Annotated in this window: 34 protein-coding genes; 26 read left to right on the top strand and 8 right to left on the bottom strand. The window is 32.5% G+C overall.

Features of this window, described 5'->3' with window-relative positions; all coding sequences use genetic code 11:
• Nucleotides 1-68 precede the first annotated feature (68 nt).
• Complete coding sequence (gene miaE / locus DXU93_RS03435) at nucleotides 69-650, bottom strand: tRNA-(ms[2]io[6]A)-hydroxylase (protein WP_116879866.1); 582 nt, start codon at nucleotides 648-650, stop codon at nucleotides 69-71.
• A gap of 209 nt (nucleotides 651-859) precedes the next feature.
• On the opposite strand from miaE, the gene DXU93_RS03430 reads away from it, so the two are divergent.
• The 4 genes from DXU93_RS03430 to DXU93_RS03415 all read left to right on the top strand — a co-directional run bounded on the left by DXU93_RS03430 (nucleotide 860) and on the right by DXU93_RS03415 (nucleotide 5,729).
• Nucleotides 860-2,548 (top strand): PKD domain-containing protein, encoded by a 1,689-nt coding sequence (locus DXU93_RS03430; protein ID WP_123776031.1) that lies wholly within the window; start codon nucleotides 860-862, stop codon nucleotides 2,546-2,548.
• 9 nt (nucleotides 2,549-2,557) lie between these two features.
• The gene (locus DXU93_RS03425) at nucleotides 2,558-3,559 is read left to right on the top strand and encodes a PorP/SprF family type IX secretion system membrane protein (RefSeq protein WP_116879864.1); all 1,002 of its coding nucleotides are present in this window, start codon (nucleotides 2,558-2,560) and stop codon (nucleotides 3,557-3,559) included.
• A gap of 3 nt (nucleotides 3,560-3,562) precedes the next feature.
• Nucleotides 3,563-4,153 carry an acyl carrier protein phosphodiesterase gene (locus DXU93_RS03420; protein WP_449374870.1) on the top strand — a complete coding sequence of 197 codons (591 nt, stop codon included), beginning with the start codon at nucleotides 3,563-3,565 and terminating at the stop codon, nucleotides 4,151-4,153.
• Between the two features lie 115 nt (nucleotides 4,154-4,268).
• Nucleotides 4,269-5,729, top strand: a complete 1,461-nt coding sequence (locus DXU93_RS03415; protein ID WP_116879862.1) for an MltF family protein — start codon at nucleotides 4,269-4,271, stop codon at nucleotides 5,727-5,729.
• Between the two features lie 69 nt (nucleotides 5,730-5,798).
• On the opposite strand, the gene DXU93_RS03410 is transcribed toward DXU93_RS03415, so the two are convergent.
• Nucleotides 5,799-6,644 (bottom strand): DUF2911 domain-containing protein, encoded by an 846-nt coding sequence (locus DXU93_RS03410; RefSeq protein ID WP_116879861.1) that lies wholly within the window; start codon nucleotides 6,642-6,644, stop codon nucleotides 5,799-5,801.
• A 398-nt stretch (nucleotides 6,645-7,042) separates the two neighbouring features.
• Between DXU93_RS03410 and DXU93_RS03405 the strand changes: the two genes are divergently transcribed.
• Together DXU93_RS03405 and DXU93_RS03400 are read left to right on the top strand one after the other, a co-directional pair.
• Nucleotides 7,043-8,203: a DUF748 domain-containing protein gene (locus DXU93_RS03405; RefSeq protein ID WP_116879860.1), complete on the top strand. Its 1,161-nt coding sequence runs from the start codon at nucleotides 7,043-7,045 to the stop codon at nucleotides 8,201-8,203.
• 177 nt (nucleotides 8,204-8,380) lie between these two features.
• On the top strand, nucleotides 8,381-10,354 hold the full coding sequence (locus DXU93_RS03400; RefSeq protein WP_116879859.1) for a M1 family aminopeptidase: 1,974 nt from the start codon (nucleotides 8,381-8,383) through the stop codon (nucleotides 10,352-10,354).
• A 430-nt stretch (nucleotides 10,355-10,784) separates the two neighbouring features.
• Here DXU93_RS03400 and DXU93_RS03395 read toward each other — a convergent pair whose 3' ends face one another.
• Together DXU93_RS03395 and DXU93_RS03390 are read right to left on the bottom strand one after the other, a co-directional pair.
• A complete protein-coding gene (locus DXU93_RS03395) occupies nucleotides 10,785-11,000 on the bottom strand; it encodes a hypothetical protein (RefSeq protein ID WP_116879858.1) in 216 nt (71 codons plus the stop codon).
• Between the two features lie 216 nt (nucleotides 11,001-11,216).
• A complete protein-coding gene (locus DXU93_RS03390; protein ID WP_116879857.1) occupies nucleotides 11,217-11,525 on the bottom strand; it encodes a helix-turn-helix domain-containing protein in 309 nt (102 codons plus the stop codon).
• 214 nt (nucleotides 11,526-11,739) lie between these two features.
• Here DXU93_RS03390 and DXU93_RS03385 point away from each other — a divergent pair, with 214 nt between their 5' ends.
• Genes DXU93_RS03385 through DXU93_RS03355 form a run of 7 tightly spaced genes read left to right on the top strand, consistent with a single transcriptional unit; the run spans nucleotide 11,740 to nucleotide 14,811 of the window.
• Nucleotides 11,740-11,934: a helix-turn-helix domain-containing protein gene (locus DXU93_RS03385; protein ID WP_116879856.1), complete on the top strand. Its 195-nt coding sequence runs from the start codon at nucleotides 11,740-11,742 to the stop codon at nucleotides 11,932-11,934.
• Between the two features lie 5 nt (nucleotides 11,935-11,939).
• A complete protein-coding gene (locus DXU93_RS03380) occupies nucleotides 11,940-12,335 on the top strand; it encodes a hypothetical protein (RefSeq protein WP_116879855.1) in 396 nt (131 codons plus the stop codon).
• Nucleotides 12,335-12,607 (top strand): hypothetical protein, encoded by a 273-nt coding sequence (locus DXU93_RS03375; protein WP_116879854.1) that lies wholly within the window; start codon nucleotides 12,335-12,337, stop codon nucleotides 12,605-12,607. The genes DXU93_RS03380 and DXU93_RS03375 overlap by 1 nt, the downstream gene beginning before the upstream one ends.
• Nucleotides 12,604-12,897 (top strand): hypothetical protein, encoded by a 294-nt coding sequence (locus DXU93_RS03370; protein WP_116879853.1) that lies wholly within the window; start codon nucleotides 12,604-12,606, stop codon nucleotides 12,895-12,897. The genes DXU93_RS03375 and DXU93_RS03370 overlap by 4 nt, the downstream gene beginning before the upstream one ends.
• Before the next feature lie 15 nt (nucleotides 12,898-12,912).
• A complete protein-coding gene (locus tag DXU93_RS03365) occupies nucleotides 12,913-13,317 on the top strand; it encodes a hypothetical protein (RefSeq protein WP_116879852.1) in 405 nt (134 codons plus the stop codon).
• A gap of 11 nt (nucleotides 13,318-13,328) precedes the next feature.
• Nucleotides 13,329-13,631 carry a hypothetical protein gene (locus DXU93_RS03360; RefSeq protein WP_116879851.1) on the top strand — a complete coding sequence of 101 codons (303 nt, stop codon included), beginning with the start codon at nucleotides 13,329-13,331 and terminating at the stop codon, nucleotides 13,629-13,631.
• The gene (locus DXU93_RS03355; RefSeq protein WP_116879850.1) at nucleotides 13,624-14,811 is read left to right on the top strand and encodes a VapE domain-containing protein; all 1,188 of its coding nucleotides are present in this window, start codon (nucleotides 13,624-13,626) and stop codon (nucleotides 14,809-14,811) included. The genes DXU93_RS03360 and DXU93_RS03355 overlap by 8 nt, the downstream gene beginning before the upstream one ends.
• 62 nt (nucleotides 14,812-14,873) lie before the next feature.
• On the opposite strand, the gene DXU93_RS03350 is transcribed toward DXU93_RS03355, so the two are convergent.
• The 4 genes from DXU93_RS03350 to DXU93_RS03335 all read right to left on the bottom strand — a co-directional run bounded on the left by DXU93_RS03350 (nucleotide 14,874) and on the right by DXU93_RS03335 (nucleotide 17,444).
• Entirely contained in the window at nucleotides 14,874-15,149 is a 276-nt protein-coding gene (locus DXU93_RS03350) for a Txe/YoeB family addiction module toxin (protein ID WP_116879849.1), read from the bottom strand.
• Nucleotides 15,149-15,910 (bottom strand): hypothetical protein, encoded by a 762-nt coding sequence (locus DXU93_RS03345; RefSeq protein ID WP_116879848.1) that lies wholly within the window; start codon nucleotides 15,908-15,910, stop codon nucleotides 15,149-15,151. The genes DXU93_RS03350 and DXU93_RS03345 overlap by 1 nt, the downstream gene beginning before the upstream one ends.
• 88 nt (nucleotides 15,911-15,998) lie before the next feature.
• Nucleotides 15,999-16,844 (bottom strand): tetratricopeptide repeat protein, encoded by an 846-nt coding sequence (locus DXU93_RS03340; protein ID WP_116879847.1) that lies wholly within the window; start codon nucleotides 16,842-16,844, stop codon nucleotides 15,999-16,001.
• Between the two features lie 12 nt (nucleotides 16,845-16,856).
• On the bottom strand, nucleotides 16,857-17,444 hold the full coding sequence (locus DXU93_RS03335) for a hypothetical protein (RefSeq protein ID WP_116879846.1): 588 nt from the start codon (nucleotides 17,442-17,444) through the stop codon (nucleotides 16,857-16,859).
• A gap of 686 nt (nucleotides 17,445-18,130) precedes the next feature.
• Here DXU93_RS03335 and DXU93_RS03330 point away from each other — a divergent pair.
• From DXU93_RS03330 to DXU93_RS03270, 13 genes are all read left to right on the top strand, one after another.
• On the top strand, nucleotides 18,131-18,559 hold the full coding sequence (locus DXU93_RS03330) for an LPD3 domain-containing protein (protein ID WP_116879845.1): 429 nt from the start codon (nucleotides 18,131-18,133) through the stop codon (nucleotides 18,557-18,559).
• A gap of 66 nt (nucleotides 18,560-18,625) precedes the next feature.
• Entirely contained in the window at nucleotides 18,626-19,234 is a 609-nt protein-coding gene (locus DXU93_RS03325) for a coiled-coil domain-containing protein (RefSeq protein ID WP_116879844.1), read from the top strand.
• 28 nt (nucleotides 19,235-19,262) lie between these two features.
• Complete coding sequence (locus DXU93_RS03320) at nucleotides 19,263-19,526, top strand: hypothetical protein (RefSeq protein ID WP_116879843.1); 264 nt, start codon at nucleotides 19,263-19,265, stop codon at nucleotides 19,524-19,526.
• On the top strand, nucleotides 19,526-19,873 hold the full coding sequence (locus DXU93_RS03315; protein WP_116879842.1) for a hypothetical protein: 348 nt from the start codon (nucleotides 19,526-19,528) through the stop codon (nucleotides 19,871-19,873). The genes DXU93_RS03320 and DXU93_RS03315 overlap by 1 nt, the downstream gene beginning before the upstream one ends.
• Nucleotides 19,866-20,453: a hypothetical protein gene (locus tag DXU93_RS03310; protein ID WP_116879841.1), complete on the top strand. Its 588-nt coding sequence runs from the start codon at nucleotides 19,866-19,868 to the stop codon at nucleotides 20,451-20,453. The genes DXU93_RS03315 and DXU93_RS03310 overlap by 8 nt, the downstream gene beginning before the upstream one ends.
• 4 nt (nucleotides 20,454-20,457) lie before the next feature.
• Nucleotides 20,458-21,042, top strand: coding sequence for a hypothetical protein (locus DXU93_RS03305; protein WP_116879840.1), 585 nt, complete (start codon nucleotides 20,458-20,460; stop codon nucleotides 21,040-21,042).
• A gap of 6 nt (nucleotides 21,043-21,048) precedes the next feature.
• Nucleotides 21,049-21,258, top strand: coding sequence for a hypothetical protein (locus DXU93_RS03300; RefSeq protein WP_116879839.1), 210 nt, complete (start codon nucleotides 21,049-21,051; stop codon nucleotides 21,256-21,258).
• Nucleotides 21,259-21,390: 132 nt separating this feature from the next.
• On the top strand, nucleotides 21,391-21,846 hold the full coding sequence (locus DXU93_RS03295; protein WP_116879838.1) for a hypothetical protein: 456 nt from the start codon (nucleotides 21,391-21,393) through the stop codon (nucleotides 21,844-21,846).
• Between the two features lie 187 nt (nucleotides 21,847-22,033).
• Entirely contained in the window at nucleotides 22,034-22,282 is a 249-nt protein-coding gene (locus DXU93_RS03290; RefSeq protein WP_116879837.1) for a hypothetical protein, read from the top strand.
• A 131-nt stretch (nucleotides 22,283-22,413) separates the two neighbouring features.
• Entirely contained in the window at nucleotides 22,414-23,034 is a 621-nt protein-coding gene (locus DXU93_RS03285; RefSeq protein ID WP_123776030.1) for a hypothetical protein, read from the top strand.
• 89 nt (nucleotides 23,035-23,123) lie between these two features.
• Complete coding sequence (locus DXU93_RS03280) at nucleotides 23,124-23,486, top strand: hypothetical protein (protein WP_116879835.1); 363 nt, start codon at nucleotides 23,124-23,126, stop codon at nucleotides 23,484-23,486.
• Nucleotides 23,487-23,488: 2 nt separating this feature from the next.
• Complete coding sequence (locus DXU93_RS03275) at nucleotides 23,489-24,025, top strand: hypothetical protein (RefSeq protein WP_116879834.1); 537 nt, start codon at nucleotides 23,489-23,491, stop codon at nucleotides 24,023-24,025.
• Complete coding sequence (locus DXU93_RS03270) at nucleotides 24,025-24,375, top strand: hypothetical protein (RefSeq protein ID WP_116879833.1); 351 nt, start codon at nucleotides 24,025-24,027, stop codon at nucleotides 24,373-24,375. Before DXU93_RS03275 ends, DXU93_RS03270 begins: the two co-directional genes overlap by 1 nt.
• Nucleotides 24,376-24,931: the final 556 nt, after the last annotated feature.

The following is a 24,931-nucleotide window of genomic DNA, read 5'->3' as shown; positions in this document are numbered from 1 at the left end:
TTACCTCAGTTGTATAAATCGTAAATATAAATAAAGTAGTGACTTAAGCCGTAAAGGCATGTTTAATATTATCCGTGGATTGTTTCCTTTTTCCCGTATTTCAGCATGAGTTTTCCTTCGTATTCAAGAAACTCCTTCCAACGTTGATCAACATCAATAGTTGTAGCATGTTTTTTCGCAAAATTCAAAAACATCGTATAATGTCTAGCTTCACTTTCCATTAATTCACGATAAAAAACCCTTAAATCAGCATCATTAATATGCTCTGATAACAATCGGAACCTTTCACAGCTTCGGGCTTCTATCATGGCTCCAAACAACATCTTTTCTACAAATTGCTGCTCTTTTGAACCTCCCTTCTTTTGAAAAGCTAACAAGTCATGAATGTATTCATCCTTTCTTTCGTAACCTAATTTAAAGCCACGTTTAAGCAATTCTCTATGCACCATTTGAAAATGTTCCATTTCCTCTTTCACCAATTCCCCCATTGCTTCAACAACATCAGGATACATAGGAAATTTGACAATTACTGTTATTGCATTTGTTGCAGCTTTTTGTTCGCAATAAGCATGATCAGTAAGAATTTCTTCAATGTTTTTTTCGACGATATTTACCCATCGAGGATCGGTTGGAAGTTTTAAACCAAGCATAGATTTATTTTTAATTTATGTGTACAAAAATAGATTTTGTAAATCAAAGTGCAATATTTTTTTGATTTTCTATACTTAAAATAGATTACTTTCAAAATAAATGGAAATAACTAAACTTTTTAGCTAAGAATAGCTTCTACTATTTTATTGTAACAATATTTTATTTACATTTGGTACTTATTTTTAAATCAACAAAAGTGATTAAAGCAATGAGATATATACTACTTTGTTTACTATCAATGACTTACTTCTCCGGAATGAGTCAAACCCAAATTTGGAGTGATGATTTTGAAGCAACAGCTGGAAATTGGAACTTAACAATTCAAACCGGTCAAAACGATGCAAATGCCAATACTTGGTATATCAGTGATGAGGAAGGTGGTGTTGCACCTCCAGGTTGTGGTGTTAATACAAATGGAAACAAAACACTTTATGTAGGATGTCAAGGAGCAGCATGTGCACCATTAAATCCAGGGGCAAATTACTATCCTGGAGATAACGGAATGGGTGGACAACCAGGAGTTACGAATATACAAGCAGCATTAACCACACCTATTTCAACAGTAGGAGAAACTCAATTAGAACTTGAATTCGATTGGTTAGGAGTTGGTGAAGCTGGTGTTGATTTTGCTGAATTACAATACAGTATTGATGGTGGTGCTTCATGGACAACAATATGGACACAAACACCTGGACCAACATGTCCAACTGGAGAAGGACAATGGGGACAAGAGACGGTAAATCTACCAGTAGCTACTGAAAATCAAGCAGATTTGAGATTTGCCTTCAACTGGCAAAATGATAATAACCTAAATGGTACACAAACGATATCTTTTGCGACTGACAATTTATCATTAACAAGTAATGCAGGTCCTACAGGTGGACCAACTGCTGATTTTACAGCAACTGCATTAACCATTTGTGAAAACGATTGTGTTGACTTTACAGACGCTTCTACAGGAACAAATATTAACGCATGGGATTGGTCATTTAATGGAGCAAATACTGCTACTTCGAATAATCAAAACCCAACAAATATTTGTTGGACTACTGCAGGAACTTACAACGTAACTTTAACTGTTACAGACGACAACGGAACAGACGATGTTACTTACCAAGTTACAGTTCAAGATTGTAGTAATCCACCAGTTGCAGATTTCACTGCAGATACTTTAGTGGTTTGTGCTGGTGAATGTATCCAATTTACGGATTTATCTGAAAATGATCCAGAGACATGGAATTGGGATTTTGGAGGTGCTACTCCCCCATTCTCTACAGAACAGAATCCAATTGCTTGTTTTGACACAGATGGAACCTACCAAGTTACTTTAACAGTTACAAATAGTACAGGTGTAGATCAAATTACAATTCCAGTTGAGGTTTTACCACTTCCGACATTAACTGCATTTGGAGATACTTTAATTGACATCGGTGGTGCTGCAGAATTATTCGTTGTACCAGACCAACCTGGTTCAGTTTTCTGGGAACCAAGCGAAAGTGTTGACTGTGATTCATGTGAATTAGTTGTTGCTAATCCGGTAATTACTACTACATACTATCCATCTGTTACGGATATGAATGGTTGTGTAGGTTATGATACTGTTACAGTTTACCTTGCATTTGAAGAAATCGTTGCCGTACCTAGTGCATTCTCGCCAAATGGAGATGGAGAAAACGACAGATTAAATGTTCTTGGTATTGGTATCGAATCTATTGACTTTAAAATCTATAACAGATACGGTCAAATGGTTTTCTCAACAAATGACCTAGATGAAGGTTGGGACGGAACAATGGATGGAAAACAACTTAACCAAGGAGTTTTTGTATATACACTAAGTTATACCCTTATTGATGGAACAAAGAGTAAGATATCGGGTAATGTTAAACTTGTAAAATAATTTATAATAATGAAATTTACTTTAATAACAGTCGCTTTAACTACCGTGCTTTTTGCTACAGCACAACAAGGTACTAACTTTAGTATGTGGTTTAAAAACAACATGCAACACAATGCAGCTGCAGTAGGAACAAACGACAATGATCTAAGGGTCTTTACAAATTTTAGAAACCAGTACTTTAGTGTTACAGACTCACCGTTTAGAACGATATCAGCATCTGTTGAAGGAAAAGTTTTTGAGTCAAAAAGAAAGAAAAATCACTTTGGACTTGGTGCTACTTTCATCAATGATGTGAGTGGAGATGGACGCTATGCAGTTAACAACTTTAAAGTTCCGATTTCTTACCACATTTATTTTAATGATGAAAACTCTATTTCTCTTGGTGTTTCACCTGGAGTATATCAACGTAGTGTAGGAAACGGTGTGTTAAACTGGGAAAACCAATGGAATGGTTATGAGTTCGACCAAAGTATAAATCCAGAAGGAATTCCAAACATCTCCGTTGCTAATTTTGATTTAGGTGCAGGTATTTTCTATAAACATCAAACATCTAAATCAAATAAGGTATATTTCGGATTCTCAGCCAATCATGTTTTAGAGCCAAGAATTGGTTATAATATTCAAGATAATCTGTATATCAGATATGTTGGTCAATTTGGAATGAGTCACAGATTTTACAATAGCTACTTTGGTATTTCACCGCAAGCGCTTGCAGTATTTCAAGGACCAAATCAAAACATAATTTTTGGTACAAACTTCGATTATTACCTTCAAGACGCATCGAAAAGAACTGGTTTTTATACTCCAACAGTATTCTCATTTGGTCTTTATCACCGTTTGAGAGATGCTATTGTAGTTAATGCTCAATTTTCTTTCAAAGGATTAACGATTGCAGCTTCATATGATTCAAACATCAATTCAATGTTACCATCTTCTCAAAGTATTGGAGGATTTGAGGTTGCTTTGATCTATGACATTACAGTAAATAGAGCTGGAAAATATATCTATTAGTATTTGAATTATTTAGGACATCTTTATTTTTCAAAGGAAAATCATGAATTAATGGTCGCCAATTTATTTGGCGACTTTATTAAAGGAAAAGATTATACTTACTTACCTTTAATTGTTCAGAAAGGGGTCCTACTCCACCGACAAATTGATGATTACATCGATCATCATCCATTGGTCACTCAACTTCGATTAAAACTTTATAAGTCATTACCAAAAATTGCAGGAATTGCAATCGACTTATATTTTGATCATCTTTTGGCTAAAAACTGGAGTAAATTCAGTTCCCATCAATTGAATGACTTTATTGATGGTTTTACATTCTATGCACTTCAATATGAAAACTTGGTGTTTTCAGGGGAAGACTTTGTTTATCCAGAGCATTTTCAGACTTTAATCAAAACAATGGTTGAGCATAATTTTTTAAAACGGTATAAATACCTTGAAGGATTAACAATGGCATCAACAGGTTTATCAAAAAGAATTTCATTTGAAAATAATTTAAATGAAGCCACTGAAGTATTCGTAAGTAACGAGAAAGAAATCACCACCGTATTCTATCAATTCATGGAGGACGCTATAAATCATTTTAAATAGAACTCAAACAATCCTTTATCGTAACTGTTTGATAAACAAATCAGAATTGTTGAATTAAGAAAATTTAAGTTTATTCATTTTTTTTCTTATATTTAAGTAATCTAAAAACTAAATTTTGGTCGAAAGAAGAAATTTACATTATGTCGTTTTAATCTGTCTTGCACTACTTACTGTAATTGCATTTAGCTGCCAAAACAACCAATCTAATAAGGAAAAGGTAATTGGTAAGGCTACAATCGAAAAACAGGGTGATCTTGGTGAAATTCTAAAAAACAACAAGCTAACTGTACTAGCAGAGAACAGTGCAACAAGTTATTTTATATATAGAGGGCATAAAATGGGACTTGAATATGAGATTCTAAATGAATTCGCAAAAGAACTTGGTGTAAAATTAGAGATTAAAGTTGTTAAGGACTTAGATAACATCATTGAGAATTTAAATGACGGCGAAGGAGATATTATCGCATGTAATTATACCGTTACCAAAGAAAGGAAAAGTAAAATTGATTTTACAATTCCGATTATGAGAACCTCTCAAGTATTAGTTCAACGAAAACCAGAAGATTGGAGAACAAGACGTAAAAGTGATTGGAAGAAAGATGTGATACAAGACCCTGCAGAACTTTCGAGAAAAACGATTCATGTATGGAAAAACTCGAGTTACTATGATCGATTAGTCAATCTACAGGACGAATTAGGAGATACCATTATTATAGAACCATTGGACGGAAACGTTATTCCAGAAGATGTTATTGAAATGGTTTCTGAAGGTTTCATCGACTTTACTGTTACAGATGAAAATGTTGCTTCGATCAATAAACGATATTTTCAAAATATAGATGTTGATTTAGAATTAAGCGTAAAACAAAGAATTGCATTTGGAGTAAGGAAACAAAGTCCCCTATTGCGCAAAAAACTAAATGCTTGGTTGGAAGACTTTATGAAAACTTCAACTTTCAACTATATTAAATATAAATACCTTAACAATTCATCAAATGTATCAAAATCGAAGAGTGATTATTCTTCCATCAGTGGAACAAAGATTTCACCTTATGACCAAACCATAAAAGTCATCGCTGGAAAATACAATTGGGATTGGAGATTGATTGCTGCTTTAATTTATCAGGAATCGAAGTTTAAGTTAGGTTTACAGTCTTGGGCAGGAGCTTATGGATTAATGCAATTTATGCCGACGGTTGGTCCAACCTTCGGAGTGTATCCAGACTCTCCTCCTACGGTACAAATTGATGGCGGAATTAGAAAAATTGTAAAAAACTATAACGAATGGGAAAGTATTCCAGATTCCATTCAACGTGTAAAGTTTACTTTTGCAACGTACAATGCTGGAATTGGACACGTCCTAGACGCACAGCGATTGGCAAAAAAATATGGAAAAGATCCATTAGTATGGGATGACAATGTTGAGATTTATATTAAGAATCTTTCAAATCCAAAATACTATCATGATCCAGTATGTTACTATGGATATATGAGAGGTTCTGAAACATACAATTATGTTCGTTCTATATTTATTCGATACACAGAATATAAAACAGCATTTCCAACAGAAATATAGACAGAAAAGAGTAATAAAAAGGGGCATCACTATAAGAAATGCCCCTTTTTATTGAGAATAAGCAGAAAATTATTTACTCCACTCTTCTATTGATTTTTGATTCATTCTAATGTAATCAGCATTTCCTGCATCAGTAGCTTTTTTCAATGAAACCTTTGCTGCTTCTATTGCTTCTTCATTACGCCCTAGTTTATTTAAGATTATAGCTTTCTTTCGTACGTAATAAAAAGGTGCGTCACCTTTTAACTCAATAGCTTTGTTGATGTATTCTAAGGACTTTTCCAACTCTGTACCTGAATTTAGGTAATAAGTAGATGCACTATAATAATCACGCTCTGTTGGAGTTCCGTTCATTGTTTCTTTAATAGAAGCAACTGTTAATTCATTTGTTGGCAATTCAACCTTGATTGATAACATTGAGTTCCCCCAAGATGCATTCAAATCAAAATCATTAATCGTTAGGTTGTCAAATGAAATTGTAAATGTTTCAACTGATTTTTTCAATTTAGTAACAGGAACCATTAATTCGGCAACAACCTTTTCATTCTCCCATTTTTTTGGAATTCCCCAATTTTCTACATCACTGTAAAGGGTAATCTTCCATTCTTTTTCACCAGGAACAGCATACATTGCATATTCACCTTCTTTTACATCTTTCCCACCAAATTTAACTGGAGTTTCAAATGAAATTGTAGTGTTTTTGTTTGCACCAAAACGCCATTTTTTTCCTACTGGAATAATTTCTTTGTGTAAATCTCTTCCGCGTAAAGAAGGACGTGAATAATCAATTTCGATTTCTGTTAATCCTACAGTTTGTTCGATCTCAACTCTTGGACTTAATTGTGGAGTTTTTACTTGTGCCATTGAACCAAATCCAATAAACAAACCACTTAATAAAAATAAAGTTTTCTTCATAATATTTAATATTTTAAACAAATATAGAGAAACCAATCTATCTAAACCAACCAATAAAAGGAAATCGTCTACTTTATCAGTTTGAATGAAAAAAGGAATTATTTACAGGTGTTTTATATGCCAATAAGGTATAAAAAGTGTTAAATACAATTACTCAGAAATAACAATAAAATCTAATTTATAAACAAGGTCAAAAGGAAGTGCAAACCACTATAAATCAAGGATGCAATTATATCATGAATACTATTTAGTGATCTTTATCTGCAATAATAATTACAAATTATTCTCACTTTACTTCGCTGAATACTACGCCGAAATTTAAATAATAATATTAACTTATATGGGACATAAGAAAGCCTGTCACTTTTCTGCAAAATTACTAAAAACAAAATTCCAATATGAGCCGAATAAAAAATTTACTACTTCCTACCAATCGTAAAAGAAGAACACTTCGAATTGTTCTATATTCTATAATATTAATATTAGTCGCTTTTAGAATTTATCTTCCTTTTTTACTCAAAGATAAATTAGTAGCTGCTGTAAATGAAGTTGAAGGTTATGAATGTACATTGGGCGACTTAGACTTATCAATTATACGCGGAGCAATGGTATTGCAAGAATTTGAAATTAAAGTTACAGAAAATTCAGTAACAAAACCCTTTGTCTATTGTAAAAATGCGGATATCTCAATAGAATGGAATGCAATATTTCACGGTTCAATTGTAAGTGAGGTAATTCTTGAACAATTAGAGTTGTATTTTGCCGATGGTAAATCAGAAGACGAGGAACAAACTGGAGGGACATCTTGGGTTGAGCCAATTATCGATTTTATTCCTTTAAAAATAAATAGGTTTGTCATTAACAATGGACAGATTGAATTTGAAAACATGGTCGCTGAACCTCCTGTGAACCTCAAACTAACTGAACTTCAACTAAAAGTAGAAAACCTTACTAATTCTACTGATTTAGAAGAAAAATTACCTTCAAGTCTAGAATTGACCTCGAAAGTTTTGAATAAAGGAAATTTACATGTGAATGGAGGATTAAACATATTGAAGGATTTACCAGATATGGATTTGAACCTAGATGTAAAAGATGTAGACTTAACTGAATTAAATGAATTTACTCAAGCATATGCCAATTTTGATTTTGAAAAGGGTAATTTCGGTTTAGCCACAGAATTTGCAATGCTCAATGGTGAAGTTAAAGGATATGTTAAACCCATTTTACAAGATGTCAAAGTCTTGAATATTAAAGAAGATGTTCCTGTCTTAAATACTTTTTGGCAAGCGGTTGTAGGACTTGTATTCAACATCACAAAAAATATACCTAAAGATAAGACGGGGACAAAAATTCCTATTTCAGGAAATATTGATAATCCTGATGTCGAATTAGGAACAACGATTGTAAATATATTTAGAAATGCATTTGTTGAAGCCTACAAAGTTAAGGTAGATAATACAATTAGCTTGAAAGACATTGCCAATGAGCAAGATGAAAAAACATTTTGGGAAAAGTTTAAAGGCCTGTTTACAAATGATAATGATGAGGAACAGTAGTAACTTTAAATCCAAAGAGGATCGAAAATAATCAAATAGTTGATGGGAAATCAAGCGTTAAATCAATCAAAAACAGCGTATAATCAATACTTTACATTTTATAACGAATCCCTTTCATTTATATCTATTTTTAAATGAAGTATTCAATGATATTCACTATTTAAATACAGGAAATATATGAAACAGATTTATTATTTATTAATCTTAATAGGGTTTAATTTTTTATCAAATGACTTTAGTTATGCGCAAGAAGAGCATTTAAACTGTTCAAAAAGAGATGCTTTTACTCAACACTTAACGAAAAGTCCAAATTTGTCTTTGCAATATATTGCTAAAGCAAAGAAATATGATGTTCATTTTTATGCTCTTGATTTAGAGATGGATCATTTATCTAAGGATATCGACGGAATAGTTGAGATTCATGGGAAAACGTTGGAGTCGTTGGATTCTGTAATCTTTGAATTGCATTCTGGTTTCAATATTCCGGAGATAAAATTATATAATAATACTGTTTCCTTTAATCGACATAATTCGGTAGTTGCAGTACCAGTAAATTTAAATCAAGGGGAGGATTTTATATTGGAAATAAGTTACGATGGAACAGCTCCTGATGCTTCCTCTACTCCATTTGGAGGTTCAGGGTTATCGAATCAGACATCTAGTACATACGGAAATCAAGTCACTTGGTCACTCTCAGAACCATTTTCTGCTTATGAATGGTGGCCATGTAAACAAGATTTAAGAGATAAAGCAGATAGTGTTTCTGTAAAAATTACTGTACCAGATATCTGTATGGCTGGCTCGAATGGTTTACTTGAAAATTCAGTTGATTTAGGAAATGGCACAACAAGATATGAATGGTTTCACAGACATCCAATCGCATATTATTTAATTTCTGTAGCCATAGCTGATTATGAGGAATATAATGTTTATGCTAATCCTGTTGGAGCGTCTCAACCTGTATTAATTCAAAATTTTGTTTATGATAGTCCTAACTATCAAAACTATGAAAATGATATCAACGTGACAGTAGATTTCATTGAACTATTTGCTAACCTCTTTGGGCCTTATCCTTTTGATGATGAAAAATATGGACATTGTATGGCTCCAATTGGTGGAGGAATGGAACATCAAACCATGACAACTCAAATTGGATTTTATAGTAATAGTTTAACAGCGCACGAATTAGGTCATCAATGGTGGGGAAACAATGTAACTTGTGCTTCTTGGTCTGACATTTGGGTAAATGAAGGTTTTGCTACTTATTGTAGCCATTTGATGTATGAAAATTTATATCCTGGTCAAACTGCAAGTAACATGATAAATATCCACAATAATGTTATGTCAGCTCCTGGTGGGAGTATTTGGGTTTCAGACAGCTTAAATCCTGCATCAATTTTTAGCGGACGCCTTTCTTATGATAAAGGAGCTGCTTTTGTTCATACACTAAGATTTATGTTCAATGATGATTCATTATTTTTTCAAACATTAAGTGAGTTTCAGGATGACTTTAAAGACAGTGTTGCGATCGGACTTGATGTTAGAGATCAATTAAATGCTGCTACTAATGTTAATTTCGATGCTGCATTCGAACAATGGTATTTCGGAGAAGGATTTCCAACCTATAATGCAGTTTTTAATAACATTGGAAATGATTTAGCATTGAATATAAGTCATACAACATCGAGCTCAACACCTACTTTTACTACACCACTTGAAGTTCGTTTAGACCGAACAGGAATGCCAGATACAACAATTCGATTAGATATTTCAAGTAATGATGATCATTTTACGCTCTCAAATATAGGTGGAAACGTCATCAATGTAGTTATTGATCCAAATAATTGGATTGTAAATCGATTAGGGACAATCCAAGAAGATGAAAATTATGTTTCCTTAAATAACGAAAGTGAAATTATTAATTTAAATCTCTATCCTAATCCTTCAGGAGGAATTTTCAAACTTTCAATGAAAAATAGTGATCTTAATTCAGTAAAAGTTTATTCCACTCAAGGTAAGTTACTAATCGAAGAACAATTTAATTCATCTACAGTCATTGATTTATCTGCATACGAAAACGGTTATTACATCTTTAAGGTGATGGATCAATTCGGAAATCAGAGGATAAAAACTGGTGTTAAAGTAGATTAAGAAATTGTTCGTTAAAACAAAGTGAATGAATTTTGATAGAATTCTTGCTTTAAGACGGGATTTTTAATATTTGAAACTATTATAAAATTGAGATCTTCTTAAACCTTGAACATTTCTTTGAATTTATTTCGAAAGGATTAAATATCCTAAACAGCTCCTAATTCCGAATAAAAGCTTTGAGTTCTTTCAGAACTCTAGTCCTTTTTATTCAGTCATATAAAAAAATACGGTCTTCATGAGCTTGCTTCGCTACGGTTCATTTTATAAAACCTTGAACATTTCTTTGAAATGCTCAGACTTTTATAAAATGAAAAAAGCCTTCACTATCGTGAAGGCTTTTATTCTTAGTGAGCCCGAAAGGTTTTGAAAAATTCGTTTTTGGCAGTACTTCTAGATGATTCGTATCACAGGGTATCACGAAATATGGTATTTAATCTTTTAATCTATTATTAAGAAATGTTGTTAAAACATCTCTTAATATGGAAGCATTATCCTTTGTCAAAGAGATAAGGCCATTCTGATCATCATCTTCACCTAAAAAGGATATTTGTAAAATTTCTCCATCATCCTCAATTGTAAATGTCCTATTTACAGCTTCTTCTTCTGTTGGAAGCATTAAATCAATGTTTTCAAGTTCTACTTTCATATATTTATGTATTATTATTTATACCCTAAAGCAATTGCAATAGCTTCTAAAGAAGCAGGGTATTGATCATTTCTGCTAACATTTAAACCGTTTTCAATAATCATGTTTCGTTCTATTCCAACTGCTAATGACAGTCTTTCAAACTCTGTTAAATCAGGGTGGAAATCCTTAATTCTTCAGCAATTGAAGTGTAATGTCTTATTTTTGATTGCATATCTATTTTTCATTAGTTACTAATCTCAACAGATAATCCTTTTTATCAGGACTTACTTCGAACGTAACTGAAATACGATCCGCATCTTCAATACTTTCCTTATCAACAAAAACTTTTGGATAAGTGAATAAATCGATAACACTTACTCGCAAACATTCTGCGATTTTTGCAAGTTCATCTACTTTCAACTTTCGAGTTCCTTTCTCTATTTTACTAATAGTAGAGATATCTAGATTAAGAACATCAGCGATAAGTTCCTGATTAACACCTTTTTGTTTCCTAATTTCGATTATATTTTTTACTACGTCCATGTGATTAAAGTTAATGTGTTGATTTTCAATTCCATATTCTATTTTCGCAGTTTAATTTGCGATTTAAGCAGTTTTTATTTGCGATTATCGAAAGTTTTCCTTTACATTTGTCTAAAGTTGTTCAAGACTGTCAAAATAATGCAAGAATAGCGCCATTAAGAGCTGTATACGGCATTGAGCGAAAGAAAATTTGTAACCAATAAAGAATAGTTATATGATAAAAAAGAAGATCGAAAGATTTAAAGAGGTGCTTACACCTACAGAAGCGGCTGAATACTTAGGCGTTTCTAGAAGAACGGTAGATCGTGCCGCTGAAGATGGTAAACTCAATAAATACCGCATTAATGGTGGCCAAAGAGTTTTCTATAAAAAAGAAGAGTTAGAGAAATTATTCACTATTGAAGATTAAGAACCATGAAAGAAATTAAACAATACTTAAAACATAAAGAAGAAGAAATTGCTAAAAAACTAATTTCCTTAAGTTTTACAGGTCTTTTTGGTGCATTCTTCTCAATAGAAAAGAAAGACGAGATAAAGCAAAAAGAGACAATTGCGAAAAAAGAGTACTCTAAAATAAAAGAGCTTCTTCAGTCCTTAGAAGAAAACACAAATTCAACTTCTACTGAAGGTATAAGAAGTACTTATATACACTTGGCTCATCTTTTATCCAAAGAAATAGAGCGTAAAAAAAGCACTATTGATGTTCAGGAAAATGAATTGTTTGCACGGTTAAGAGCTTCTCAATTGGAATTTGCACACCAACAATTGAAGCAATCTATGAATACTTATGAATCTAAACAATACTTATAATGATGTATAAATATAACTTTCTTCTGTTAATGCTACAGATGCCTTTGAAAGAATATAAAAAGGCAGATCAATTTATCCCTGAAGCTTTAAATATTTCTTATTCCACATGGAAATCTTGGAAGTACATAAAAGTTGGTGATCCTAGAGAGGTACGACCAGAACAATTAATGGTGATCTCATCATTTTTTGAATGTACGGTAGACGATCTGATCTATAAAGACGAAAATCAACATAGAGATTTAAGGGAAGAATTTAAAACACTAGACCAATGAATAATATAGACGAAATAAAACAAGAAATTACTGAAGAACGGCTTTGCGAAGGTTGGGTTTTTGAATTGAACAATTCGAAGGAATTTAAAAAAGGCGCAGTAAAAAAAGAGGAAAAACTTAGTGTTTATTTTAAAAGAAAACTATTCAGCTTAAAGCTAGAGAAAAAAGAACAAGGATTAATATTCAGAACGATTTCAACAGTTGATTATACCGCATTCATTCGTTATTTATTTGAAGTCCTTGAAAAAAATAGAGGTTTAGAACTCCACGAAATGAAACGCAACTACTAATCCAAAATTAAAACCATGATGCTATCATTTAACAAATTAGACTTTAAATACAAAATACTCCAGGGATCAAAAATTCACACCATAAGAAAGGATTCAAAGAAGGCTTGGAATGAAGGGATGGATATTCATTTTTGGTTAGGTGATCCAGGAAAGAAGGAGTCCAACCCTACCCCACATCAATTTGCAAAAGGTAAAGCAAAAATGGTGTTGGAAGTTTATATTCATTCAAAAAGGAACATTGTTTTAATTGGTGGATCTAGCTATGGATTACAAAAAGCCGCATTAGAAAAATTTGCTATAAATGATGGTTTTAGTTCCTGGGAAGAAATGAAAGCCTACTTTCCTGAAGAGGGCTATTATAGAATAATCTATTTCAAAGATGTCAAAGACATTTTAAACAACCAACTCACCATCTTTTAAAATACAAGATCATGCAAGAAATTAACAAGATAGCGCTCCATTCGGAGCAATTAATATTTGATATCAATTATAAAGTGCAAGACTTAAACCTTGCCCTTTTACAATTAACAGTAGAAGTTGAAGATATTGAAAAGAAAGATTTTTTAAGAAAAGAGATCATTGAAGCAATTAACCAGTTGCTCAAATTTCAAAACTACATTGATAAAAAAAGAATTTCCCTGGTTAAAGTCTACAATCTTTTTGAAATGAAAAAAGTGGATATAAAACAAACTCGAATATTACAAAAACCTACAAAAGCTTTATACAATGTCTAACGAAAACGAAAACAAAAGTAATCAGCCACCTACGCAATGGGAATTAGTTGAAAACTATATGAGAGAAAGGTTTGAGATTAAAAGAAACATTGTGGCCAATACAATTGAGTTTATTGATAAAGAAGATGATAATAAAAAAATTAATGAACTTAACGAATACAGTATTTATAGAGATTTGAAGAAGAGAAATATCAAGTTCTCTATTAATGATTTAAAAGCAATGTTGGCCAGTGATTTTGTTGAAGAATATAATCCATTTACGAACTATTTCAATTCTTTAGATGAGTATGATCCTGTAAACGAACCTGACTATATTGAAAAACTTACGAATTATTTACCTGTAGAAAAAGGAAATGAATTGGCGTTTAAAACGCAATTAAAGAAAATGTTTGTTAGATCGGTTGCATGTTCTCTAGGTGTTCAATTAAACAAGCATTGTTTTGTTTTCGTACAATCGGGTCAACACAATGGTAAAACGACTTTATTGAGGTGGTTTTGTCCTCCTGAATTAGAAAGTTATATTGCTGAAGATATTTTGTTTGACAAAGACAGTTTAATTGCTTTGTGTACAAACTTCATTATTAACCTGGACGAATTATCTAAATTATCCAAACATGACATTAACGCGATTAAATCTGTAATGTCAAAAGATGCCGTAAAAGCTCGTTTACCTTATTCGGCTCGTGCTACACGATTGATTAGAAGAGCTAATTTTGTTGCTTCTACCAACGAAACGGAGTTCTTAAGTGATCATACTGGTAACGTTCGTTGGATAGCTTTTAAATTGGATGGGAAAATAAATTTTGATTACAACAAGGATATTGATATCAATCGAATTTGGGCGCAAGCTTATTATTTATTTAAAGGCGGTTTTCAGCATCAATTAACCAGGGAAGAAATATTGGAAAACGAAGAAAGAAATGTTGAGTTTATGCAACGTTCAATTGAGCAGGAATTGATCCAGCAGTATTTTCACTTGCCTAGTTTTCCAATCGATAAACAATATTGTTTCAAAACCACAACTGAAGTGAAGGTTATTTTGGATCAGAAAACACTATCCAATAGAATTACTATTCGAAAAGTTGGTGTAGCGCTGAAAATTTTAGGTTACGAACAGGCATCACAACGCACAGATGAAAAGGATTATCCAATTAAGGGGTATTATATAAAGGAGAAGTGATCTACGTTATATAACGACCGAATAGAAACCTGTTTTAATGGCTTTTATTCGGTCGTTATTTTTTATTTATCACTATAATGACCATAACACGAGATAAGTTCTATTTTATCTTTTGAGGAATATGTATAAATGAGCCTATGCTTCTGATTAATCCTTCTTGAATAACATCTGGCAAGATTTCCTTTTAACAATTCAGGTTGACCAATTCCTTCAAGCGGTCTGTTTAGACAGTCTTCTATAGAAAAAAGGAGCTCCATAACTTTAGAAGAAAGTTTTGAATTCTCACTTTTAAGCTTTTTAAAATCTTTTTTAAACTGACTAGTAAATCCAAAACTCATTAGGCTACTAATATTTTGCTTATTTCGTCTGAACTTAGATTATCAGAATTGTTTTTAGATTCAAATAAACTAATTCTAATTTTAATATTTCTTATCCATTGTGACTCATCATCATCTGATGGATTCCATAAACCAAATTTATTTGAAAACACAGCATATTCCTCAATAGAATTTTTTAAAGTCAATACTAAATTTTCAACCTCTGATTTTTTAAGCTTTAATTTATTATCGAATATTAATTCTGCCACAATTAGAGCAAAATCCAAAGTTATTGAGGATTTAAGATAAGATATAATAAATTGTGACTCCTTTCCAGGTAAGCTCTGTAATAAATCAATGAAACTTTTATAGTTGAGTTGGGGAAAATTCTTAATTGAAGAGAACGAGTTATTAGGAATCTTATCTAAAATATTTTCAGTGATTTCACCATAAATTTTTAATGATTTCACAAATGCTAACTCTAATTTCTTTTGATTTGTAGTTTTATCAAACTGACCTATCACCCTATCTTGAATTGTATCATTAATGTTTTTAGTAATGTCTTGTAACAATTGAGATTCATTTATAATATCTAATCTTAATTTAAATAAATCATCTTCTAAAGAACCAAGAGTTTTTTCTACTCCATCTTTTTCAGTTCTCAAAATAATTAAATCTACTAGATTTCTTATTTTTCTCAATAAAGGTTCGTCTTTATACAAACCATCGTTTTTATAAAGAAAATTTATTACTTCACCTATTGGAGCTTTTGTAGTAACCATATTACAAATATAAGTAACAATTCATATTAAAACTAAAAATTAACGCTTGTTGTCAAAAAGGGACAGCTTAAATAACAATTTAACTTCTTTAATACTCTCTATACGTTGTGTAAACTGGGTCATTCCAGTTACAAACGCCTCCATGATGAGAACAAGCTCCCCTCCCTCTGGCACTAGATGTTGAACCGTCACAACATCTTGTCACATAATGGGAAACTTTTCTTTTTAAGGGATTTATTTTGTCGTGTAGTTCTTCAGCTTTTTCATTCCCAATTTTGATAGCTTCTTTTAAATCTGAAACAGCTTCAGCTATTTCATTCATTTTTATATAACAAACTGCTCTATTGTATAAGTTTTCAGTAGCATTTATCTCAGAAGAGATTAATGTGGTATAGTAATTAATAGCTTCTGGATAGTTCTTCGATTTAAAATAAATGTCTGTTCTTCTTGCTAGAATAGAATCTTTCTCACCTTTGGCAAAACCTAATGAAATATTTATTTGCTCTATTGATTCTTCATATTTTTCATTCTTAAAATAGTTTAATCCTTCATTATAATAAAAGGTCAAACTATCAATTCTCTGATTTTCTATTCTTTTAGCTTCTTTCCGTTCCTTATCATTTTCCAGACGTATTCTTAATGTTTCAGCCTGTTCAATTTGATCATAATTGTAAGTTGAAATACCTGATCCAATAAATAGTACCAATACAAGAGCAGACTTAAATATCCAATTAAATTTATCATTCATCTTTTTATAAATAAAAAAATGCGTTCTTGGAAACAAAAGTAAAGCTATTAGTAAGTAAAAGAAACCAGTCCAAAACCGATCATAAAAATAAGTGAGAGAGATATATAAAAAGATGAAAAATCCAATTTTGGAGATAGTCATCCACCATTTAGGTTTAAAATTTTTGTAGGTTACTTTTTGTTTCATGAGTGATTAAGTTTAGTGTTGATAACATCTTCCGCCTCCGCTTACTTTTCTTTTACAGTACCCACCTGATTGTGTTCTTGCACCACAGGTTGAAGAATAACTTTTTGATTTCTTCGGTTTGGATATTTGAGGTGTGATTTTACCGTCACAGTAATTCCGATTAACATACTGTTTATTGTTATTTGAATTAATATAATAACAGCCACCTCGCGAACCTTTTAAATATACTTTTTTAGGGTCAAATGGTAATTCAATGAGCTTAGCATTTAAGCTATAATAATTTGATGTAATAGATTTATATTTTGATTTATGAAGATAATATCTGTATTTTTCATACTCTCCTTGTGAAATGTATTTTGGGTTTCGAGTATATACTTCTTGGTAATCATTCTCTTCTGAACTTAGAAACAAGATAGTACCTTTTTTAATTGTGTTAGCAATTAAAGAATTTGTATCTGCTTTAGAGAATAGCTTCAGTTCTTCATTCTCAATTTGTATAATTTTTGTTTCTAGACTATTGATCTTAGAAGAAGAGGCACATGAAACAAAGAGTAAAAAAATAATTACTATTTTAAATTTCCAAAGTAGTTTTATAATCATTCCTATTGATTTTTTGAGTTAAATTATCTGTAATTGAATAGTTTTATATTAGACGATATTATGTTAGTGGTTTTCCTGATCATGTAGTAAGATTTAAATAAAACTTGATAGGTAAATCTAATAAAAAAAAAGGTTTTTTAACACTAAAACAAAAAAAAACAACATTTAATCCTACTACTTACTACAAAATTCTATAGGTATTGTATTTATAAGGGGTTTGAGTGTAGTAGGATTTATTTTTCAATCTTACTACAAGTTACTACAAAAAAATAGAACACTATCAAAACCATTATAAATACTGGTGTAGTAGGATTGTTTTATGGTTATATAGAAGCTACTACACAATGTTTATAAGGCTTATAGCGCTTTTTGTAGTAAGTAGTAGCTGTAGTAGGACATATTTCGAGTTTTTATGAATCAACTTTTTATACCTCTCTCCTATTTCATTTTTACATCTCGAGTATCAGAATTTGGTACGATGAGTACCATTTCTAACTACTACTAGTACCATATCCCACTACTAATAGTTGTTAGTTATGGTACGGTTTCCAAAAACCCTTGTTTAAAAATCAAAGTGTAATCACATTTGTATCAGAATGAAAGCAAAATGATATCAAAATGGTATCAAACGAAATCAAATTGATTTCATTCTGATAACATCTGGTAACAGCAGTAAACAAAGGAGTATGGTAAAAATTAAATATCCTAAATATTACAAGGACTTATCGATTAACGATCTTAAAAATAAGTGTCTAGAAATATTTGACACCAAGTTAAAAGGGAAGAAAGTAATTAATTCTAATTCAGGAGCAATAATAAAACTTAGCAAAAAAGGAGCAAAACACGCCTTGTTTGCTAGAGGAGCGGGCTTCAATAAAGTATTATGCGTATCTAAAATAGATCAAATATTACGACATGGAAAAATGTATTCCATTGAAAGAAGCAAGTCTAAAGGAGTTTTATTCGTAATTAAATTTTTAACAGAAGTAAGTATAGATAATGAGAATATGTATGTAATAACATTTATTCGATCTACCAACTCAGGAGAAATGTACTATGATCATGCGGTAATAGAACAAAAAAAGCCTCAGGATTACCGCAATGGCTTTTTATAGCTTACACGTCGTACATATCCCTTGGCCTTTAAGACAAAGATAATAAACTTTAAATAAACAAACAAAATGTATCAAATACCAAAAAAACAATTAGCAGTTAAACTTTCAGATTTTGAAAGGAACCAACTTCAAGAAGTTTCTGATCAGCTCCAGGAGAAGTTAGAAACAACGTTTTCAAATGGAAACCATGTTGTTTTCGGCATTTTACAAGAATTGAAATCACTTGAAACCAAAGTAAAATCACTTGAAACCGATTTGGAAACAGCTGAAAACAATTTGATTACAGCTGAAACCAAAGTAAAATCACTTGAAAACGAACTGGAATCAGTTCGAAACCAAAGTGAAAACAGTTTGGAAACAGCTCAAAAATTGGAAGCTTCAGAAAGACAGTTGAATGATTTACTGGCCGAACGTCTTCGACATGATGAAAGCGAAAAAAACAAAACAGAAAAAGAAACTGAAGCTGATCCAGTAGAATCAAATTCAAATGAAATCAAATTTGAATTGTCATCCGATGAATTGGAAATGGCAGAATTGGTAAGATCAAATAGATCTGTTGAATTCAAAAAACAAAAAGAAGAACCTGAAACATTAACTGAAATGTTCAAAAACTGCTTTTTTGATTCTGGAAACTTAATTTCATTCAACGGTGGTTGGTACACAGGGGTTAAATAAATAGTAATCAATTATAAATAACAATAAGATGTCAAAACCAAATGTTATGACCTATGCGAAGGAAATTCGCAAGGAGGGAGAAAAATGGGAGGATGCAGTTGCTAGAGCAGCCAAGATATTATCAGGTCAATTACCAAAAGAAGGTAAAACTTTTACAAAAGGTGAGTTTCCTGAAGCTGACAATATCCCATCCCATAAAGCCAAGACAACAGAAAGAACAAAACACACAGGTTCTATGCGTAATGCAGGAGAAACTGGAGAAGCATTCATGAAACGTAAAAGATCAATGTAATGAACTACGAAAATTTAGAAAAAACAGAGTTAATTAAATTACTGAAAGATCGTGACGAAGATCTAAAAGATATTACCCGCGTTATTTTAAAAATGCTGGCTTCACTCAATTTAGAACCTAAAGATTTAAAGGTGGATCCAAACGCAACAGAAAAAGAAATCAAAAAAGCCAAGCGCGCCAAACAAAAGAAAGTAATGGGAACATTATCAGACATTGTTAGTTCCATGATGTTTAATTCTTCAGCGCTTGAAGAACGTTTTTCTTTTTTATCTCAGTTTGAGCCGCTTCTTATGAAACATGAAAATTTAATCGCAGAAATACAGGCAGAAACAGAAAACAATGGATAATCTATTAGAAAAGGTTGTTTTAACGGACGTACTAAGCGCACCCACTAAAACACGACCAGAAAACACGGATCAAAAAACAAATTTCGACCAAGAAGAGCAACAGGAACTCCCTAACGATGATTTTACAGCGCCCTTAAACCAAGTTTACGAAGATGACGAATTTGAAGAGGAAGAGGATGATGACGAGTTTGACGCCGAAGAAAGCGCCGAAAGCGCTATCGACATTTTAGACGTTATTCAACAGGGTATTTTTATGCCTGTATCTTTCATTAAATTACAGAAACGATTCGGAGGTAAAGAGCGATTAAATAAATTAAAAGCTTCGTTTATCAAAAAAACCAACGGCGAAGAAATGACCGAAGAAGAAAACGCCGAAGCTATGCAGTATGAAGTTTTTGATTCTAAATTACGCGAAATTCGCGAAGAAATACCCTTTTCTGAGATTGACGTAGCAGCGCTAAAGCCGTCGACAGTAAAGTATTGCGCTAAAAAAGGTATAGACGTTCACGAAAATTTAGCAATCGGCGCTGGATTGGTTAAAGTTCTTTCTGGTCGATTAATTAACATTGTAATGATTTAAAATTATGCGTGACAATTTAGTTACAACCGTTTGCGGAAATCGAGGAACAGGAAAGACAGATTTTTTAAAAGAATTGGTTAAACAAACCAATTTGCCAAAAGTGTTAATTGTTGACACTTACGATAATTCACGCTGGCACACAATGGAAACTTATAAAAATCCAGAATGGGAAAATATTCCTATTCCTGTAATTCCTTTTGAAAAATTGAAATATTGGAAATCTGGAATATATAGAATTTATTCTAGTGACTTCGATTATATGAAATCGCAAATTTCAAAATATGTAACAAATACACTTTTGATCTTTGAAGATGCAACAAAATATTTTGCAACTAAATTAACCAATGAAGATAAAGCTATTCTTTACGACACGAAGCAAAAAAACGTTGACGCCGTTTATGTTTTTCACTCATTAAGAAAAGCAAACGCCGAAATTGTCGATGGTTCTGATCTACTTACTTTATTTCATACCGCAGACAAGCCAAAGCGAATAATGAGTAAATACGAAGACGATAATATTCTGGAATTATACGAACAGGTTAAAAAAAATACAGATCAATATTATAAGCAAACCGCTTTTATTAATTAATTAACCATGGAAGCATCACATAAAACAAGGGGAACAATAACAAAAGCGGAAATTTGTGATTTATATGAATTTTCGGGCGAAACGCTTCGAAAAATTTTAAATGTTCATTTATATGAAGAGTTGAAGCCTTTAGGTTATAAAAAACGCTGTAAACTTGTGCCGAACGTTGTTTATAGAAAATTCCAAGAGTTTTGGGGCGAACCTTTAAACGCTTAAACATGAAAAAACCACCGAAAAAAAAGCCCTTTATTAAATGTGATTTTTGCAACCGTCCTGCAGATCCAGAAGTTTCTAAAAATTTGATTTTTCCAGCGTGTAAAAAACACGAATTAAACTCGATTGAACTTTATGAAAAATATTAAAAATAAAATTGTTTTTTTATTCGTATTAGCGTTTTTGTTTTCGTGTTCACCGATGAAACGCCTTGAACGCTTTGAGAAAAGACACCCTTATTTATTCGAATCGATTAAAGTTGTTGACACGTTTACATATTTTGATACTGTCTATGTACCAACAATAAAACATGATACAATTTTTAGAATAACTAAGGATACCATGTATTTAACGAAAGACAGGTTAAAAGTCAAGTTGCTATATAAAGACAGTATTATTTATTTAGACGGTGAATGCGTTGGAGATACTGTTTACATTGAAAATGATATTATTAGAGAGGTTCCGAAATTCCAAACCAAAGAACCTCCAAAATTTCAAGGTCTTAAAAAGCTATTTAATGTATATTTCATTGCATTTTTCTTATTGGCTTTAATAGTATTTTTACTTAATAGAATTTATAAACCTCCGTGACATAATCAAAACAAGACATGAATTTTTAAAAAAAAGTCCGTGCATTTTGTACGGGCTTTTTTTTGTTAACACCTTTAAAGACAGTTAAAACCAAGCTTTAACAACCTAATCCACAAAACCGCAAACCGTTCTTTAACTCCTTCCAATATTTGAAGCCGAAAGCAAAAAAATAATTAAAGAAATTGTAATGGCTACACCCACAAAAAAAATCACAAGAAAAAAGCCGAAAAACGTGTTAATGATCGCAGTTGTTTTACTGCTCGTTGCAGTTTTAGCGGTTCAATTATTCTACCCAGCTAAACTGGAGAACGGAAAATTAAAACGTTTAGGCGGCGGCTCATCTAGTCCAGCACCAGCAAAGGCACCAGCGCCAGTTCCAGAAGCGCAAGAAAACACAGAAACAACAGAAGTAAACAACGATCCTGTTGTAGGTTAGGCAAAAGTTAAATTATTTAAGAATTAAAAAAAAAAGAAAAAATGTATACAGGAGAAGGAGATATTTTCGACTTTAAAGGCGCTAGATCTTTTAAGGGCGAGCACCAGACGGGTAAAGATTTCGGAATGGAATTGAAAAACACGTCAGCAGTAGACAAAGTAGTAGCATTTTCGCCAGCGTTAATGTTAGGGATGACAACGTCGGCTTTAAAAGGTAAGGTTGCGGGAATCGATGGTTTCATAACCAAAGATGGCGCTATCGAATCTGATGAGGGTACAGCAATCACAGGATTAGCAGATCCAGACGGGGGAACCTCTGGAGTTTTAACGTCTTCGTCGATGAACTCTGCGTCACCGATTGAATACATGATGAATTACGTAGCATCAAACCCTACGAGAGTAGTTCGTATGAACTTGCAATCAAATCAAAAAGAACAGTTTTCTACTGTGATCGAGCAGTCTGTAATCTCTCCATTTGAGAGATCAAACGGCGCAATGTCTATTAACTTACGTGACTACGTAACGGCGGGACAATTTCAAAACGACAGAGTGGAGATTCCACTTTTAGCAAAAGGAAAAGTTTTGACTTTAGCGTCTGACGTGGTGATCCTATTCAAATTGAAAGCAAATTCAGCAATGCAAATCAATTGGGATATTGGTGTAGGTTTCTCTGCGTCTCATATTCTTCGCCGTCGTGGTGCTATTGCTAACGCTCATATTTTAGCGGCTGGTCAAAGGCTTCAAACGAAATAAGAAGAGTTTTTTTTAAACCGTTTTTTATTCACCTTAAAAAAGCGCCCTAGCCTTTACTAGAGGCGCTTTTTTTTATCAAAAAAAAAATTATGTCTTTAAATAATTACAGTTTACCGACTTCCAATATTTCAAATTTTGAAACTCCAATTGTCGACACTACGAGTGGAAACGCTATGCCAAGCACTGAGCAATCAGGCGGTTTTAATTGGGATAGCGTGTTTAATTTTGGTGGTCAATTGGTTGAGAATTCTGGACAATTAGCATCTGTTTTTTCGGATAAATACCGTAATGATCAGATCGCTTTAGCGCAAAATCAAAATATGTTTTCTCAATATGCTCCAACTTTTGGGGCAACCGCAGAAGATCGCGCCGCAAATCAAAAAACAATTGCAATTGTAGCTATTGCGCTTATTGTTGTAGTTGTAATGTTTTTCCTACTTAAAAATAAATAACAATGGCAACTGAAACCACACTCCAAAAAATTGCAGAGCATGAGGCAGAAATAACTGCTTTAAACGCTCAAATCGCGAAAAAAGAAAAAGACTACACATATTATAAAGGTCAAGCTGACGGCTGGAAACGGCTGTACGAAAAACGATTAAAAGCTATGGCTTCACAAGCTAAGCGTGAGGAAGCTTTAGTAGGTTGGAATAAGAATATGAACCTTTATAAAGATGTTCAGAAAGACATAAGCAGCCTTAAAAGTCAGGTTTCCAGTTTAAATGATTCAATCGAGACATTTAGAAACCTTATTGATTCCAACGCAGAGCAAAATGTAATTTTAGCCGAACAAGGTTTAACTGCTGATTCTGTTGAAGCAACCGCCGAAGCTGAAAGCGCTGTTAAAATAGCAGAAAGCGAAGCCCGTAAAAGCAAGGTTGAATCAGCAAACCAAGCAACTTTATTAATCGCGGCTGGTGTCGCTTTGCTTTTGTTAACGATAACTTTTTTTATCGTTCGTTCAAAAATCAAGAAAAAAAAACGTAAATAATGGAAGAAAATAATTTAGAAATAAGCGTGGCGTCTTCAATTATTGAGGATAACGCCGCATTCGTTCAGCACGATGATTTTTTAGTCAATCAAGAATTGATTAAACCCGTTAATACGAAAAACGAAGAGCAAACAACAACCAAACACAATACAAATACCAATACGAAAAACTCGGAAGTAGAAACTTCACAGGCTACGGATATGAATACAGTAACGCCGTTTTCTGGAGAAAAAAATACGCCGTGTACTTCTTGTTTAGGTGATTCTAAAATAAAAAAAGAATGGTTGTATATAGGTGGCGCCGTATTGGTATTAATAATGTTTGTATTTATGATTTCAAAACTTAAATAATATGGAGCCTTACTCTTTACCAACTTTAAATTTTGACGTAGAAATTTCAACACGTTCTATAATTTATTTATCGCTCGCGATCATTGTATCAGCTTTAGTTGTAATTCTAATTTCGCGCCAAACCAAAAAAGCCTAATAAAATGGATCTTAAAAAATTATACCAGAAACAAAGCGACCCTATTAAACTCTTAATTATTGTAATTGTGATAATTGTTTTTTTGTATTTCTTGAAACAGGCGAAGACCTTTTTTAATACGCCTCTTGTCAATATGAATAACATACCTTCAGTCGGTCAAACGCCTAGCGGAAATATTATCCAATGGAACCCCGACCCTTTAGCTGCGGAAATCGCGCAAAAATTAGAGGGTTATAATTTTAATACTTACCCAGAAGTCGCGCAAAAAGTGCTGGATCTTCAAACAGACGACCTGGAATTCCTACTAATTTTGTGACAAATTTTATCAAGCCACTTTATTAATTTTCCCTCTTAACTTAATTTCCATTTCTAGAGGGGAAACATACCCTAGAGATGAATGTAATCTTTCTGTATTGTACC

Source organism: Brumimicrobium aurantiacum, from assembly GCF_003402975.1.
Lineage (GTDB): Bacteria > Bacteroidota > Bacteroidia > Flavobacteriales_D > Crocinitomicaceae > Brumimicrobium > Brumimicrobium aurantiacum.
This window is presented reverse-complemented; position numbering and strand designations above follow the sequence as displayed.